Genomic DNA, 15,896 nt, shown 5'->3' with positions numbered 1-15,896 from the left:
GTAATTGCCTATGTCCCCTGAACCCGCTCAAAAGGGTGAGTCGGTTGCTAAGGAACGATTGCCTTTCGAGCCAAAAACCAGCCGTAAAAAAAATCGTTCTACCCCTTCATCCTCCTCCAGGGAATCAAAGTCCTCTCAAGGATCGCAGAAACGAACTCCAATTCGTCAGGAAGACCGGGTGATTCCCGAAGCTGTAAGTAAGCGGATGATTAAGCGCATGGCTTTGTTGTCCGGCATACCTACGGCCCTAGGTGTGTTAACGTTTGCGATCAGCTATTGGATTTTGACCCAAACAGAGTTTGATTTACCTCATATTGCCGTGGTGTTGGTGAGTATGGGGTTTTTTGGCCTGGGTGTCCTCGGTTTAAGTTATGGGGTACTCTCGGCCTCTTGGGATGAAAATCGAGTAGGGACTCTGCTCGGTTGGCAGGACTTTACCCAAAATTTAGGTAGAACGATCGCCGCGTGGCGATCGGTCAAACAAGATAAGTATTCAGAATGACCCTATCGAATCAGGATATCAACCATGATTGTAGTAATGAAAAGCGGTACACCAACCGCAGAAATTGACCGAGTCAGTGATGAACTGGGAACTTGGGGCCTAACACCAGAAAAAATAGTGGGCCAGCACAAGGTGGTCATTGGTTTAGTTGGGGATACAGCAGATTTAGACCGGGAGAGAATTCAAGAATTGAGTCCTTGGATTGAATTAGTATTGCGTGTCGAACAACCCTTTAAGCGTGCCAGTCGTGAATATCGTCATGGTCAAGCCTCGGATGTGGTAGTTTCTACGCCTCAAGGTGATGTTCCCTTTGGCGAAAGTCATCCTATCGTTGTAGTTGCTGGCCCTTGTTCAGTGGAGACGGAGGAGATGATCATTGAAACGGCCTTGCGAGTTAAGGCCGCAGGAGCTAAATTTCTGCGCGGTGGCGCTTATAAACCGAGAACTTCACCTTATTCGTTCCAAGGCCATGGAGAAAGTGCCCTAGGGCTACTGGCCGCAGCGCGGGACAAGAGCGGCTTAGGTATTATTACAGAAATTATGGATACGGCCGATCTCGATGCAGTGGCAGAAGTGGCTGATGTGATTCAGATTGGTGCCAGAAATATGCAAAATTTTGCCTTGCTGAAGAAAGTCGGAGCGCAGGATAAGCCGGTTTTACTCAAGCGAGGAATGTCCGCAACCATTCAGGAATGGCTAATGGCGGCTGAGTATATTTTGGCTGGGGGAAATTCTCAAGTGATCTTGTGTGAGCGGGGAATTCGCACGTTTGACCGTCAATACACCCGCAATACCTTGGATCTGTCTGTAGTTCCGGTCTTGCGGACGCTGACCCATTTACCTGTAATGATTGACCCGTCCCATGGTACAGGCTGGTCTCAGCATGTACCTGCGATGGCGAAAGGGGCGATCGCCGTAGGAGCCGATGCCTTAATGATTGAAGTTCATCCCAGCCCCTCGAAAGCACTCTCGGATGGACCTCAGTCCCTCACCCCGGATGAGTTCGATGAACTGATGAAAGAATTGGCGGTGATCGGTAAAACGGTCGATCGCTGGTCTATCCCAGAAACCGTTCTTGCTTAAGAGTTTCGGGAGTTATCAGTATTCCCTAATTGGGTAGGGGCGTTGGCCACCCTACCCTTTTTAGTGAAATAAACTATAATTAGAACTGAAAGTAATAATAGTTTAGGTTATTATTCACCTTGTTTACTGCTGTTTCCTCCCCCACTCGCGTCTCTGAACTTCCCGACGACCTCTTTGAGGCGATCGCCACTCTCAAGCGAGAACTCAACGCTATTGTCTTGGCCCACTACTACCAAGACCCCGATATTCAGGACATTGCCGACTATATCGGTGACTCCCTCGGCCTATCCCGCAAAGCGGCAAATACTGACGCAGAAGTCATTGTCTTTGCTGGGGTTCACTTTATGGCCGAAACTGCCAAAATTCTTAACCCCAATAAATTGGTACTTTTACCAGATCTCGATGCGGGTTGCTCCCTAGCCGATAGTTGTCCACCTGATGCCTTTGCTGCATTTAAGGCCCAAAATCCAGATCATTTGGTAATCTCCTACATTAACTGTACGGCCGAAATTAAGGCTATGAGCGATATTATCTGCACCAGTTCCAACGCTGTTCAGATAGTCAAGCAAATTCCCAGCCATCAACCCATCATCTTTGCACCCGATCGCAACTTAGGGCGTTATGTCATGGAGCAAACCGGACGGGATCTCCTCCTTTGGGATGGTAGTTGTATCGTCCATGAAACCTTTTCCGAAAAGAAAATCGTGCAACTGAAAGTGCAGCATCCCGAAGCCGAAATCATCGCCCATCCAGAATGCGAACCTCCCGTACTCCGCCATGCCGATCATATTGGTTCCACCACTGCTTTACTCCAATATGCCCAAACCAGTCACAGTCCAGCCTTTATTGTGGCTACTGAACCGGGAATTATCCATCAAATGCAGAAAGAAGCACCCCATAAACAGTTCATTCCCGCACCACCGATGAATAATTGTGCTTGTAATGAATGTCCTCATATGCGCCTGAATACCTTAGAAAAATTGTACTTGGCGATGAAATACCGGACTCCAGAAATCACCCTACCCGAAGCGATTCAGGTAGCCGCTTTACGTCCCATTCAAAGAATGTTAGAGATGACGTAATATCAATTAAAAAGAGGTATGGATTGGGAAAAAATTGTCTCTAGGGAGGCTAACATACGATCTACATAGCGAGTGTGAGAACTTGTGGAGGGGGTAAGGGTCTATTATTCTGATGATAACTATCAATTAAGTCTTCTAACACTTCCTTCGCCTTTTGTAAGGCTTCTTCATAAGTATTGCCATGAGTTCGAGCATATTTGCCCCATTCAGGTAAGCTAGCAATATAAGCGTTATCTTCTTCAGACCATTGAATGATAATACTATATTTCATAAGTCCTCCTCTTGTTCTAATTGTTCTATTTCTTGGATCGCTGCTCTAATATCTTTTTCTTGATAAGGTTTGGCATCTTGGCTATCTTTACCAGAAAGAATGAGGGCATTGTGCAAAAGAGGATGAACCCAATAGGAATGACTGCCTTTTCCACGCTTGGATAAGAGAGTAAATCCTGCTTTTTGTAGTATCTGCTTTAGTTCTCTTATTTTTTTAGGCATACACCACTTTGCCCTCTAATTCTGACTTCAAAATTGAGTTAAACCCCTTAAAATCAGCCGGTTTACTAAATCCGGATATTCATCATGGGGACAATGGCCCGCATTCGGAATCGAGATAAACTCGACATCTGCGCGGGTTTGAGCCAAACGACGATACAGCTTACCTGCACTAATGGGAGTCCAAGGGTCATTTTCGCCCCACAAGACTAACAAGGGCTGTTTGACCTGGGTTAATAACTCTTCTGGTTTTGGCCCTGGAGAAGCAGTTAATACCGAAGCAAAGACTTTTTGTGCTCCTGGATCGCAGGAGGGTTGATAGAGTAAATCTACTAACTCATCCGTAATGGCCTCAGAGGACATATAAACTTGATGGAGCGTCCTGCGAATGCGGTGTTTTTGCCGCACCTGATTAAACAGAAACGGTCCAGTAACCGGAGAACTGACCAAACGGGTAAACGCTCCCATGACTATCCGTAAGGGAAAATTCAGTTCTTCAGGACGATGGTTCAATCCTCCAGCACAGTTAATCAAAACGCCAGCCTTTCCCCGCTCTGGAGTTTGGGCTAGAATCATTAAGCTCAACAGTCCGCCAATAGAATTACCAATCCATACGGCTGGCTGTTGAATATGAGTTGCCCAAAAGTCCTGAAGCAGGCTATACCAGAGATCCATCGAGTAGTCTAAGGGGGGTTTATCTGAAGCTCCAAACCCTAGTAAATCGAGGGCAAACACTTGATATCCAGCTTGGGCTAACGTGGGAATATTTTTGCGCCAATGACCCACACACCCGCCAAAACCATGGAGTAGGACAAGGGGAATACCCTTACCCTGAACCGTATAGATAATTCGATGGTTTTGCCAGAGCCAGGTTTGAGGGGTTAAGAGTTTTGGAGATAACTGTTGAGTTGTCACAGGGTTTGAGAGAATATCAGGTGTGCTGATTGGATTTTAAACCCTTTTGACAGTTGGGGGTTAGGGTCAGAGGTGAAGTAGGAGGAGATCGTGCGACCCATCACCTTGCGCGATCGCATGGCTGATTATTTGAACATGCCATATCATGAGAATTAAGATCCTTAGTCCTCTGAATCTCAGTTGCTAAATTCTATCCCTTTACATGTCTTTAATCTTGATGATTGAGCCTGATAATTTAGAATTATCTTTATCGTTGGACTTTGTAGCTTATACAACTCTTATATAAAAACATGATTCAGTCTTTTAATTCTAACCTGTCTCCACAACTGTTAGTCGTTGATGATTTTACGGAAAATCTGCGACTACTGAAAACCGTTTTGCAACAGCAAGGTTATGAAGTTCGTTTAGCTGCTAATGGTAAATTTGCACTCACCAGTCTTGACCATTTCCAGCCTGATTTAATTCTTCTAGATATCATGATGCCGGAAATGAATGGGTATCTTTTTTGTCAAGAATTGAAGCAAAATCCCAAAACCTCTGATATCCCAGTCATTTTTTTGAGCGCTCTTCAAGAAGGAATGGATAAGGCTAAAGCCTTTCAACTGGGAGGAGCCGATTATTTGACGAAACCGTTTCAAATGGAGGAACTCTTAGCCCGGGTTAAACATCATCTGGAATTAAGAGATTTACAACGAGAATTACAACTCAACAATAATTTTCTAGAGATCAAGAATAGACAATTGCAGAAAACTCAAGGAGAGATGAGTTTAATGCTAGATGTCACCAAAATAATCAATGATGTTTTTGACATCAAGTTAGCTATTTCTCAAGTTTTAGATCGAGTCTGCCGTCATATCTTGTGGGATTATGCAGAAGCCTGGATTCCTAATCATGAGGAAACTTTGTTAACCTATATTCCTTGTCTAGAAACTGGAATAGAGAAATTTCAAGAGTTTCAAGAAAAAAGTGGCCAGATCACCTTAGCTCCTAATCAAGGTTTGCCTGGTAGAATTTGGACCTCTCAAAAACCAGAATGGATTCATGATTGTTGTAATGATTTAGATGATTTATGTGTGGGTAAAGAATTGGCTGAAAAGTCAGAATTCAAATCAGTTTTTGGTGTCCCCATTGTTGCCAGCCAAACAGTATTGGCGATTCTGGTCTTTTATAAATTAAGCGTTGAAGACTGCCAAGATTATTTGGTGGATTTAATTCAAGCAGTTGTTAATCAATTAGCTTCACCTTTAGAAAAGTCAAAATTGTATCAACAACTAGAAATGGCGAACCAAGAGTTAGAACGTTTAGCTAATCGAGATGGATTGACACAGGTAGCGAATAGACGCGTTTTTGATTCTGTATTAGAAAAAGAATGGTTGCGAATGAAACGGGAACAAAAATGCCTATCCTTAGTTTTGTGTGATGTAGATTATTTTAAGAAATATAATGATTTTTATGGGCATTTGTCAGGGGATGATTGTTTGATTGCAATTGCTGGTGCATTGACGAAAGCAGCGAGAAGGCCAGGGGATTTGGTTGCTCGATATGGTGGAGAAGAGTTTGCTATAATTTTACCCAGTACCAATCGGAATGGAGCATGCGATGTAGCTCGTAGTTTACAGAAAGAAATGGCTGATTTGCAGATTATACACGAGGAGTCTGAAATCGCTCGGTATGTAACGTTGAGTTTAGGAATTAGCAGTGTAATACCATCCGATAACTGGTCTGTCAAGTCTCTAATTAATGCTGCCGATCAGGCATTATATCAAGCCAAGAAGTTAGGGAGAAATGGATTTTGTTGTCATCCTTTAGATGACGAACTGTGTTGATTGATTATAAATGTTTCCAGCGGAAGTGTTGAGGGGAGAAAACGGTCAAATTTATGAACCGCAAATTCTGGAGGAAATACAAGAAATTAGTTTTTAGCATAGGGTGGATGGCTATTTTATGCTTGCTCAGTTATATTCTATTTTTGAATCTATTTCCAGAAAGTATTAATCTAGAGCCTTTACCGGTATCTATTATTCAAGTTGCAGATCTCGATTGTCCTGCGGATTATTCAGTTCTGGAAACTAATCCAATAGCCGATTGGTATGGACAAGACGCTTATCCCTGGAGCGATCGCTTACCTTGGGGATGCGTGTATAATATTAACGACTTTCCGGGAGAAAACAGCGATCGCCAGTTTGAGCAAGCCAAAGCAGCAGCCATGGAACAGGGGGGAGGAGTCATCTATTTTCCTGCCGGAACCTATCAATTTTCCGAGGATCTGGTTTTAGATAATAGAATTATTCTGCGCGGAGAGCCTCCAAAGATAACCGAAGCAAAATCCGATGACTTTCAACCCCGCTCCCGTTTGGTTTTCCCTGAGTATAAACCCCAGCTATCGGGAGAAGGAACTCCCAACAATACGGCATTTAAGACGATTCGCACTGCTCATCCTGAAACGGATAGCGATCTAGGGTTAGTCTATTTAGAGATTAATCGCGCAGGAGTGCAGATTCTACCCGATTTGAACTCAGCCAAGAATCGAAATATCATCCTATTTGGCATTCGTAGCAATAATGTTGCCTATCCTGACAGTCGAATACCCGATCGCTCTTTTCAAGAAGGTTGGATGCGGTTTGCCAGTCGCTTTAGTGCTAATTTCAAAATTAATGGCTATGAACATATTTTAGTGGCCAATAATCGCCTCAACGATCGGATTACCGATACTTATGAGCAACCGGGATATAAAGTCAAAGGACTGAAGAAAAAAAAGATTATCACTTATGCTCAAGGTAGTCGTGTCCCTTTCGATTATAGCGCCCATTATGGGATTGCAGTGAATCGCTCTGGCCAGTTCAGTTTAGGAGAAACTCCCAGGACTCAACCTGGATTATTTCGTCACGGAATTACAATTCGAGATAATTGGATTTATCATACGATGCGCTCTGGGATTCAAGCTTCCGGTCAAGGATTGGTGATTAAAGACAATGAAATTCACGATCAACGGCGAAAACAAGTGTGGACTCACCCGACAGGATTAAGTCAACCCAGAAATGCTAATACGTTTGAAAATAGAGGGATTGATTGGTCGGGACATCAGGTGACTATTGAGGGAAATGAGTATGAGGTGTATCGCCATCAAATTATGGATAATCGGTATTGGAGTGTGGATGGAGAAGGGATTTTAATTCAAGAATGTTGTGGAGGAACGTCGGTTAAGAGGGCAGTGATTCGGGGAAATCAAGGTAATGCGTATATTGGCATTTATAAAATTCCTGAAATTGACAATGTGACGATCGCGGATAATCTCCTCTTACCTGCTCCAATTGGGAAATCGAATATTTACGTCAGTGCCGATACCAATCGAGGAGCAAGTGGGATGAATAATGTCAGAATTGAAAATAATCAAGTCCATGGGAATATTGTAGTTAAGGCTTCTCAAGGAGGAGGAGGAAATACGATTATCAATAATCAGGGAACGGGTGAGAGTGTATTAGAGTTTTCTTGCCTAATTTCCGTGACCGGCAATCGTGGGTTTGAGGAAAAAGAGTGCCAGTAAGCGAAAGATTTTTCGCTCCTACTGCTAAAATAAAATGATAATCATTCTAATTTAAGTCCATGATCATTCCAGGAAAGAGAGTAAGTCAATTGGGGATCGCGGTTTTCACTGCCCTATCTCTCGTCAGTTGTGTTTCTAACTCCAGCACTGAACCCATTACAGGGCAAAATACAGCCGTTGTGGAAGAGCAAGACGACTTGGAGGTGGTGACCACATTTTTGCCGATTACCCAATTTACGAAGGCAGTGGCCGGCGATCGCGCAGAAGTCATACAATTACTACCAACTAACATCGGCCCCCATGACTACCAAGCTAAACCTGGGGATGTTCAGGCGATCGCCCAAGCGGATATATTGATTAAAAATGGGTTAGAACTAGAATTTTTTCTAGATGACCTCATTAACAATGCGGAGAATACCGATTTAGTCATCGTTGATTCAAGTTCCGGTATTGAACCGTTAAAGTTTGCAGAACAAGACCATGATGACCACGATCATGGTGATGAAGATGATCATGACCATGGCGACGAAGATGATCATGACCACGACCATGGTGACGAAGATGATCACGACCATGATCATGATCACAACCACGACCATGATCACGAGCAGGGTCACCATCATCATGGAGAATTCGATCCTCATATTTGGCTCGATCCCAAACGAGCAATTGAGCAAGTCGAAAATATTCGTGATGCTTTAATTGCGGCTGATCCAGAAGGAACAGAAGTTTATACCCAAAATGCTGCTGCTTTTATCGAGGAACTGAAAAGCTTAGATGCTCAGATTACCGAACAACTGAAACCTTACGCCGGACAAACCTTTATCACCTTCCATGATTTTGCCAATTATTTTGCTCAGAGTTATGGTCTCAGAGCTGAATTCTTGGTAGACATTCCGGAAGAAAATCCCTCTCCTGAAGATGTGCGCCGCTTGATCGAAATTGTGCAAGCCGAACAGATTCAAGCCTTACTCCAAGATCAGCAAGGAAACACTAAAGCCTTTGAAACTCTAGCTCAAGATCTCAAAATTAAAGTTAGTACATTTGATCCAATCGAAACAGGAGGTTCAACCAGTACTGAACCCACTATGTATTTGACGATTATGGAACAAAATGCAACTAATTTAGCTGACGCTTTAAATGAATAAGTTAACTATTCTGAATCCTGAAACCATTTCTTTCTAAAGTTTCCTCTAATCGATCATTAAGAGGCAAGGGGCACTCAGCCCCTTGTTAGGCGCAAGTGAGAGCAGGGAATTGAGTGTTGTAGGAGTGATATTCCATGATGAAATCTCTTAAGTTACCATGGATTTAGCGTATCAAATTATATGTAAAAAGAATTAAGTCATTCCTCCATGTTGGCCAGGATGGGATATGGGTGCAAATTTGAAAATAAGCCAAAGGATTGGAAGAATCAGGACGCGATCGCAGATCATAGAACCAGAACCATACAAGGATATATACACGAATGCTCAAGCAACTGGATCTCGATCGCTCTCTTGACAAGCACCGCTACAAAATAGAAATAGAAGATCTGATGCAACAGTTGCGATCGCTTCAACACGCCTGTTGGGAAAAAAAATTACCCATGATCATCGTGCTTGAAGGATGGGCAGCCGCGGGTAAAGGCGCTCTAGTCAAAAAAGTGATTGGGTATATGGACCCCAGAGGATTTGCACTGCATCCCATTTGGCCACCAAACGCCGAAGAAAAAAATTATCCTGTCCTCTGGAGATTTTGGCAAAAAATCCCCCACTACGGCAGCATTGGGCTGTTTTACCATAGCTGGTATACCCATGTTCTTGAAGACCGGCTATTTAATCGTGTTCGAGAAGCTCAAGTTCCCGCTCTGATGCGCCATCTTAACGCTTTTGAGCGGCAAATGAGCGATGATGGTTGTGCGATCGCCAAATTTTGGATTCATCTAAGTAAAAAAGAACTCAAGCAACGGCTTAAAGCCTACGCCAAAGACACCCTAAATGCCTGGCGAGTTAGGGATGAAGATTGGCAACAGGTCAAACGGTATGACGACTATCAGATGCTGGCAGAAGAAATGATTATTCAAACCAGCACCGGGTTTGCCCCCTGGACATTAGTCGAAGGCAACTGTCAACGCTGGGCCCAAGTCAAAGTCTTACAAACCGTAGCCGCTACCCTGCGAGAAGCCCTAGATCGTAGGCAAAGTCAACTCATTCCCCCTTCTCTTCCTCCCCAAAAGCATTTAGAACCCACAGAACCGGATTTTCTAGCACGGGTCAATCTGAGGGCTTCCTTCTCTAAGAAAGAGTATCAGAAACGGCTCAAAAAAGCCCAAATGAGATTGCAAGAATTACAACTGAAGATTTTTAAGGCTAAATTGCCCGTATTAGCCCTATTTGAAGGATGGGATGCGGCGGGAAAAGGGGGAGCTATTAAGCGCTTAACCGATAATCTAGACCCTCGCAGTTATGAGGTCAAAGCCTTTTCTGCACCGACGGCTGAGGAAAAAATGCATCATTATCTATGGCGATTTTGGCGAGATTTACCCACCGCCGGCAAAATTGGTATTTTTGACCGAACTTGGTATGGTCGGGTTTTGGTTGAACGTATTGAAGGCTTTGCCACCGATACCCAATGGCGGAGAGCCTATCGTGAAATTAACGAATTTGAAGCCATGTTGATCGATGCAGGGTATGTTTTAGTTAAGTTTTGGCTTCATGTGAGTCCAGAGGAGCAGTTACAGCGCTTTGAGTCCCGTCAGAATGATCCTTTTAAGTGCTATAAGTTAACCGATGAAGATTGGCGAAACCGAGAAAAATGGGGACTATACGAGGTTGCAGTGAATCAGGCCATTGGCCGCACCCATACACCCAATGCTCCTTGGACAATAGTGGCTGGCAACGATAAGCTTTATGCACGAGTGAAGGTGTTGGAGTCTGTGATTGAGGCGATCGAACTGGGTTTAAGAAAGCAATGATATAGCAGAGAAAGACTTGGTTAGGACAGTTAGGTATGGTTTGAGGCAATAGGCACGAATAGCAATAGACAATGTCCTAACTCTCGTTTTTTCTGCTATATTCCTCTTCTGTCATGTTGTGAAAAAGGAGCTTCAAACCCTGATTCCTTGATTATCCCTTTCCCTGCTATATCCAACAACAAAACCCCCCACCCGAAGGTGAGGGGTTTTTATCAGTTAATGATCAGTCCAGAAGGATTTAACCGAACTTACCCGCAGTGGAGGCAATTAAGAAGGCTGCATAGGTCAGGACATAGCCAACAGTGAAGTGAGCTAGACCAACTACACGAGCTTGAACGATGGACAGAGCAACGGGCTTATCTTTCCAACGAACCAGGTTCGCCAGAGGAGTACGCTCGTGGGCCCAAACAATCGTTTCAATCAACTCTTGCCAGTAACCACGCCAGCTAATCAGGAACATGAATCCAGTTGCCCAGACCAGGTGTCCGAAGAGGAACATCCAAGCCCAAACAGCCAAGTTATTCATGCCGTAGGGATTATATCCATTGATCAACTGAGAGGAGTTTAACCACAGGTAATCGCGGAACCAACCCATGAGGTGGGTAGAGGACTCATTGAACTGAGCCAGATTTCCTTGCCAGATAGCCAGATGCTTCCAGTGCCAGTAGAAGGTTAACCAGCCCAGAGTATTCAGCATCCAGAACATGGCGAGGTAGAAGGCATCCCAAGCAGAGATGTCGCAAGTACCACCACGACCGGGGCCATCACAGGGGAAGCTGTAACCGAAGTCTTTCTTATCGGGCATCAGCTTGGAACCCCGTGCATCCAACGCACCTTTCACGAGGATTAAGGTGGTGGTGTGCAGACCAAGGGCGATCGCATGGTGAACCAAGAAATCACCAGGGCCAATGGGTAAGAACAGAGAGTTAGAGTTGTTATTAATCGCATCTAACCATCCGGGTAGCCAGAAGTTGGCGTGATTGGGGAATGCGGTATAAGCAATGCTGTCAGGATTGGACAGTAAAACATCCATTCCATACATTAACTTACCGGAAGAAGCTTGAACGAACTGAGCAAACACAGGTTCAATCAAGATTTGCTTCTCAGGAGTACCGAAGGCAACCACAACATCATTGTGAACATACAGTCCCAGGGTATGGAAACCGAGGAACAAGGAAACCCAGCTCAAGTGAGAAATAAGAGCTTCTTTATGCTCAAGCATCCGAGCCAATACATTGTTTTTATTGGCTTCTGGATCGTAATCCCGAACTAAGAAGATTGCACCGTGAGCAAAAGCCCCTACCATCAGGAATCCAGCAATGTACTGGTGATGGGTGTATAGCGCTGCCATGGTGGTGTAGTCCTTAGCCATGAAAGCATAAGGAGGCATGGAATACATATGTTGGGCGACTAAGGAAGTCACAACACCCAGACAAGCCAAGTGCCATCCCAACTGGAAGTGTAACGATTCGTTGTAGGTATCGTACATTCCTTTATGACCGTCACCGATCATTCCTCCAAAGGGAGTTCCTTTGGGAGGATTATGGGCTTCCATGATTTCCTTCATGCTATGGCCAATGCCCCAGTTCGTGCGGTACATATGTCCGGCAACGATGAAGAGAACTGCGATCGCCAAATGGTGATGAGCCATATCGGTGAGCCACAGAGACTCAGTTTGGGGATGGAAACCACCTAAGAAGGTTAGAATTGCGGTTCCTGCACCTTCAGATGTGCCAAACACATGACCAGCCGTATCTGCATTTTCTGCATATACGCCCCAGTTCCCTGTGAAGAAGGGAACCAAACCAGCCGGGTGAGGCAAAGTGCTAAGGAAGTTATCCCAGCCCACGTGCTGACCGCGAGATTCGGGGATTGCGACGTGAACTAAGTGACCGGTCCAAGCCAGAGAGCTAACACCGAACAAACCAGCCAAGTGGTGATTCAGACGGGATTCAGCATTCTTGAACCAAGACAAGCTAGGACGGAAACTGGGCTGGAGGTGTAACCAGCCAGCGAATAGCATCAACGAAGCTAGAACCAAAAGGAAGATAGCTCCTTGATACAGATCGCCATTCGTCCGCATTCCGATGGTGTACCACCAGTGGTAGACACCGGAATAAGCAATGTTTACAGGGTTAGCAGCACCGGCTTGAGTGTAAGCATCGATCGCTGCTTGTCCAAATTGTGGGTCCCAAATCGCGTGAGCAATGGGACGGACATTGAGAGGATCTTTGATCCACTGTTCAAAGTTACCTTGCCAAGCTACGTGGAACAGGTTGCCAGAAGTCCACAGGAAGATGATTGCCAGATGACCAAAGTGGGAGGCGAAAATCTTTTGGTAAAGATTTTCTTCCGTCATGCCATCGTGGGTTTCAAAATCATGGGCGGTAGCTATCCCGTACCAGATCCGACGAGTTGTGGGATCTTGTGCGAGGTCTTGGCTAAACTTGGGGAATTTCGTTGCCATGTTTAAGTCCTTCTCGACCTCATCCTACTGCAATGATGCGAGCCAGGAAGAATGCCCAAGTAGTGACAATTCCTCCCAAGAGGTAGTGGGCTACCCCTACAGCGCGACCTTGAATAATACTCAAGGCGCGAGGCTGAATCGCGGGTGCGACTTTGAGCTTATTATGGGCCCAAACAATCGATTCAATCAACTCTTGCCAGTATCCACGACCACTAAAGAGGAACATGAGACTAAAGGCGAAGATGAAGTGACCGGCTAGGAACATAATGCCATAGGCAGACAAAGCAGACCCGTAGGACGTAATCACTTGAGACGCTTGCGCCCACAAGAAATCACGTAACCAGCCATTGATGGTAATTGCACTTTGGGCAAAATTACCATTAGTGATGTGGGAAACGGTTCCATCGGAGGATACACTTCCCCAGACATCCGATTGCATCTTCCAGCTAAAGTGGAAAATCACAATGGACAGAGAGTTGTACATCCAGAACAGACCCAGGAAGACATGATCCCATCCTGAGACTTGACAAGTACCGCCCCGACCCGGACCATCACAGGGGAAGCGGAAGCCCAGATTTCCTTTATCAGGAACTAGACGAGAGCTACGGGCATAGAGAACACCTTTGAGCAGGATGAGCACCGTAACGTGGATGGTAAAGGCGTGGATGTGGTGAACCATGAAGTCGGCTGTTCCCAGCGCGATTGGCATCATAGCTACTTTTCCACCAACAGCTACGACATCGCCACCAAAGGCAGGACTGACACTAGCCAACGCATTGGGGGCTGTGTTACCAGGAGCCAGATTATGTAGATTCTGTACCCACTGAGCAAAGATAGGCTGAAGTTGAATTGCCGTATCCGAGAACATATCTTGGGTACGACCTAACGCACGCATGGTGTCGTTATGAACATACAAGCCAAAGCTATGGAAGCCTAGCCATATGCAAACCCAATTGAGGTGAGAGATAATTGCATCCCGATGACGAATCACCCGGTCTAACAAGTTATCAACATTTTTCGCAGGGTCGTAGTCACGAACCATAAAGATAGCTGCGTGAGCGCCCGCGCCGACAATCAGGAATCCCCCAATCCAAACATGGTGAGTAAACAGGGAGAGTTGAGTCGGATAGTCTGTAGCGATGTATGGATACGGAGGCATCGCATACATATGATGAGCCACAATGATACTCAATGATCCCAACAACGCTAGGTTGAGGGCCAGTTGAGCGTGCCAAGAGGTTGTGAAGATTTCGTACAATCCCTTGTGGCCTTCTCCAGTGAAGGGGCCTTTGTGAGCCTCTAGGATTTCCTTCATGCTGTGACCAATACCCCAGTTGGTGCGGTACATATGGCCAGCAATGATAAAGAGGACGGCGATCGCCACATGGTGATGGGCTGTATCAGACAACCACAAGCCACCCGTGACCGGATTGAGTCCACCTTTGAAGGTTAAAAAGTCACTGAAAGCACCCCAATTCAGGGTAAAGAAAGGCTGGATTCCACCGAGACCTCCCCACTCTACACTGGGGTAGAGTTCCGTCATCAAGCTGGGATTGAGAATAAACTCATGGGGCAAGGGAATATCCTTGAGAGCTACTCCAGAATCCAATAACTTGTTGATCGGTAAGGAAACGTGGATTTGGTGACCGGCCCAACCGAGGGAACCACAACCGAGCAGTACAGATAGATGATGGTTCATCATCGACTCCACATTCTGGAACCATTCCAGTTTGGGAGCTGCTTTGTGATAGTGGAACCAACCGGCAAATAACATTAAGCCAGCCATCACCAACCCACCAATCGCGGTGCAGTAGAGTTGGTAAGAGTTTGTGAAGCCGGAGGCTCTCCAGAGTTGGAATAACCCGGAGGTAATTTGGATTCCGTGGAATCCACCACCAACATCACCGTTAAGAATATCTTGGCCGACAATGGGCCAAACCACTTGGGCACTCGGTTTAATGCCGAGAGGATCGCTCAACCAAGCTTCATAGTTTGAGAATTTAGCACCGTGGAAATAAGCGCCACTTAGCCAGACAAATACAACGGCTAAATGACCAAAATGGGCGCTAAAGATTTTTCTAGATACGTCTTCTAGATCGCTGGTATGACTATCGAAATCGTGAGCATCGGCGTGAAGATTCCAAATCCAGGTTGTGGTTTTGGGTCCTCTAGCTAGGGTTCTGTCAAAATGACCCGGCTTGCCCCATTTTTCAAATGAAGTGGGGACTGGGTCTTTATCGACGACCACCCTCGCCTTTGCTTCTTGCTCCTTTGGGGTAGTTGTCATTGAGACTCTCCTCTCTTTAGACAAGTAGCGTCATTACAGAACGCTAGGCACTACTTAATAGGGTTAGTTCTGTGAGGCCCTTTAAAGCAGTTTTGGGATCTATCGGTTATCTCTTGATGTTCAAGATTAGATTTCTTGATGTTCAAGATCGGTTTTTTTTCAAGATGTGGGTCTATGTAAAGCTTTGTTACTGAATTTGAGGAATTTTAATTTCCTCACTCAGGACATTGCCCTTTTATAGCCTTTTCTCTTTGATCCCGATGCTCCGAAGGTTTCACTAAGATCAAGCGATCCAGAAGGTCACCGGTTTTAAGTAGTGTACTGACTGTGAATTATAGGACTTGTCTTCCCTTTGAGGAAGCTACTTAACAATAATTCAAATTTGCCTTCATCAAGTGTGGGGCTAAATCTTCAGATAGCTTTTTGTTCAAAACACAGAACAAAAGTCAATAATCTATCAATAATATTTACAAAACTCAATGGAATGAAGCAGACCCAGTTTAGAGACTTCCAGGTTGGTGATAAAATAGCGCTGTACTTTAACGTGCAAGGGATTAAGGATGTCGGTGTT

General features: G+C 45.1%; 12 protein-coding genes. 7 read left to right on the top strand and 5 right to left on the bottom strand.

Annotation, left to right across the window (positions count from 1 at the left end; translation table 11 throughout):
• Window positions 1-10 precede the first annotated feature (10 nt).
• From J7529_RS03425 to nadA, 3 genes are all read left to right on the top strand, one after another.
• A complete protein-coding gene (locus J7529_RS03425; RefSeq protein WP_318727836.1) occupies window positions 11-502 on the top strand; it encodes a PAM68 family protein in 492 nt (163 codons plus the stop codon).
• 24 nt (window positions 503-526) lie between these two features.
• Window positions 527-1,585 carry a 3-deoxy-7-phosphoheptulonate synthase gene (aroF, locus tag J7529_RS03420; protein ID WP_318727835.1) on the top strand — a complete coding sequence of 353 codons (1,059 nt, stop codon included), beginning with the start codon at window positions 527-529 and terminating at the stop codon, window positions 1,583-1,585.
• A gap of 119 nt (window positions 1,586-1,704) precedes the next feature.
• The gene (nadA, locus tag J7529_RS03415; protein ID WP_318727834.1) at window positions 1,705-2,667 is read left to right on the top strand and encodes a quinolinate synthase NadA; all 963 of its coding nucleotides are present in this window, start codon (window positions 1,705-1,707) and stop codon (window positions 2,665-2,667) included.
• Window positions 2,668-2,728: 61 nt separating this feature from the next.
• On the opposite strand, the gene J7529_RS03410 is transcribed toward nadA, so the two are convergent.
• Genes J7529_RS03410 through J7529_RS03400 form a run of 3 tightly spaced genes read right to left on the bottom strand, consistent with a single transcriptional unit; the run spans window position 2,729 to window position 4,071 of the window.
• Window positions 2,729-2,938: a type II toxin-antitoxin system HicB family antitoxin gene (locus J7529_RS03410; protein WP_271945382.1), complete on the bottom strand. Its 210-nt coding sequence runs from the start codon at window positions 2,936-2,938 to the stop codon at window positions 2,729-2,731.
• The gene (locus J7529_RS03405; RefSeq protein ID WP_318727833.1) at window positions 2,935-3,159 is read right to left on the bottom strand and encodes a type II toxin-antitoxin system HicA family toxin; all 225 of its coding nucleotides are present in this window, start codon (window positions 3,157-3,159) and stop codon (window positions 2,935-2,937) included. The genes J7529_RS03410 and J7529_RS03405 overlap by 4 nt, the downstream gene beginning before the upstream one ends.
• Window positions 3,160-3,186: 27 nt before the next feature.
• Window positions 3,187-4,071 carry an alpha/beta fold hydrolase gene (locus J7529_RS03400; protein WP_318727832.1) on the bottom strand — a complete coding sequence of 295 codons (885 nt, stop codon included), beginning with the start codon at window positions 4,069-4,071 and terminating at the stop codon, window positions 3,187-3,189.
• Window positions 4,072-4,361: 290 nt separating this feature from the next.
• Here J7529_RS03400 and J7529_RS03395 point away from each other — a divergent pair, with 290 nt between their 5' ends.
• The 4 genes from J7529_RS03395 to pap all read left to right on the top strand — a co-directional run bounded on the left by J7529_RS03395 (window position 4,362) and on the right by pap (window position 10,571).
• Window positions 4,362-5,897 carry a diguanylate cyclase domain-containing protein gene (locus tag J7529_RS03395; protein WP_318727831.1) on the top strand — a complete coding sequence of 512 codons (1,536 nt, stop codon included), beginning with the start codon at window positions 4,362-4,364 and terminating at the stop codon, window positions 5,895-5,897.
• Window positions 5,898-6,004: 107 nt separating this feature from the next.
• Entirely contained in the window at window positions 6,005-7,615 is a 1,611-nt protein-coding gene (locus J7529_RS03390) for a right-handed parallel beta-helix repeat-containing protein (protein ID WP_318727830.1), read from the top strand.
• Window positions 7,616-7,674: 59 nt separating this feature from the next.
• Window positions 7,675-8,763: a metal ABC transporter solute-binding protein, Zn/Mn family gene (locus J7529_RS03385; RefSeq protein WP_318727829.1), complete on the top strand. Its 1,089-nt coding sequence runs from the start codon at window positions 7,675-7,677 to the stop codon at window positions 8,761-8,763.
• A gap of 320 nt (window positions 8,764-9,083) precedes the next feature.
• The gene (gene pap, locus J7529_RS03380) at window positions 9,084-10,571 is read left to right on the top strand and encodes a polyphosphate:AMP phosphotransferase (protein ID WP_318727828.1); all 1,488 of its coding nucleotides are present in this window, start codon (window positions 9,084-9,086) and stop codon (window positions 10,569-10,571) included.
• A gap of 238 nt (window positions 10,572-10,809) precedes the next feature.
• Here pap and psaB read toward each other — a convergent pair whose 3' ends face one another.
• Both psaB and psaA read right to left on the bottom strand, forming a co-directional pair.
• Window positions 10,810-13,038 carry a photosystem I core protein PsaB gene (gene psaB, locus J7529_RS03375; RefSeq protein WP_318727827.1) on the bottom strand — a complete coding sequence of 743 codons (2,229 nt, stop codon included), beginning with the start codon at window positions 13,036-13,038 and terminating at the stop codon, window positions 10,810-10,812.
• Window positions 13,039-13,057: 19 nt separating this feature from the next.
• Entirely contained in the window at window positions 13,058-15,325 is a 2,268-nt protein-coding gene (psaA, locus tag J7529_RS03370; protein ID WP_271945367.1) for a photosystem I core protein PsaA, read from the bottom strand.
• Window positions 15,326-15,896: the final 571 nt, after the last annotated feature.

This window comes from Roseofilum sp. Guam, assembly GCF_017746735.1.
In the GTDB taxonomy this organism is placed as follows: Bacteria; Cyanobacteriota; Cyanobacteriia; order Cyanobacteriales; family Desertifilaceae; genus Roseofilum; species Roseofilum reptotaenium.
This window is presented reverse-complemented; position numbering and strand designations above follow the sequence as displayed.

Bases quoted from the DNA above. Each gene is read 5' to 3' on its own strand.
- J7529_RS03425 (WP_318727836.1), top strand. From the start codon at position 11: ATGTCCCCTGAACCCGCTCAAAAGGGTGAGTCGGTTGCTAAGGAACGA.
- aroF (WP_318727835.1), top strand. From the start codon at position 527: ATGATTGTAGTAATGAAAAGCGGTACACCAACCGCAGAAATTGACCGA.
- J7529_RS03410 (WP_271945382.1), bottom strand. From the start codon at position 2,938: ATGAAATATAGTATTATCATTCAATGGTCTGAAGAAGATAACGCTTAT.
- J7529_RS03405 (WP_318727833.1), bottom strand. From the start codon at position 3,159: ATGCCTAAAAAAATAAGAGAACTAAAGCAGATACTACAAAAAGCAGGA.
- J7529_RS03395 (WP_318727831.1), top strand. From the start codon at position 4,362: ATGATTCAGTCTTTTAATTCTAACCTGTCTCCACAACTGTTAGTCGTT.
- J7529_RS03390 (WP_318727830.1), top strand. From the start codon at position 6,005: ATGGCTATTTTATGCTTGCTCAGTTATATTCTATTTTTGAATCTATTT.
- J7529_RS03385 (WP_318727829.1), top strand. From the start codon at position 7,675: ATGATCATTCCAGGAAAGAGAGTAAGTCAATTGGGGATCGCGGTTTTC.
- pap (WP_318727828.1), top strand. From the start codon at position 9,084: ATGCTCAAGCAACTGGATCTCGATCGCTCTCTTGACAAGCACCGCTAC.
- psaB (WP_318727827.1), bottom strand. From the start codon at position 13,038: ATGGCAACGAAATTCCCCAAGTTTAGCCAAGACCTCGCACAAGATCCC.
- psaA (WP_271945367.1), bottom strand. From the start codon at position 15,325: ATGACAACTACCCCAAAGGAGCAAGAAGCAAAGGCGAGGGTGGTCGTC.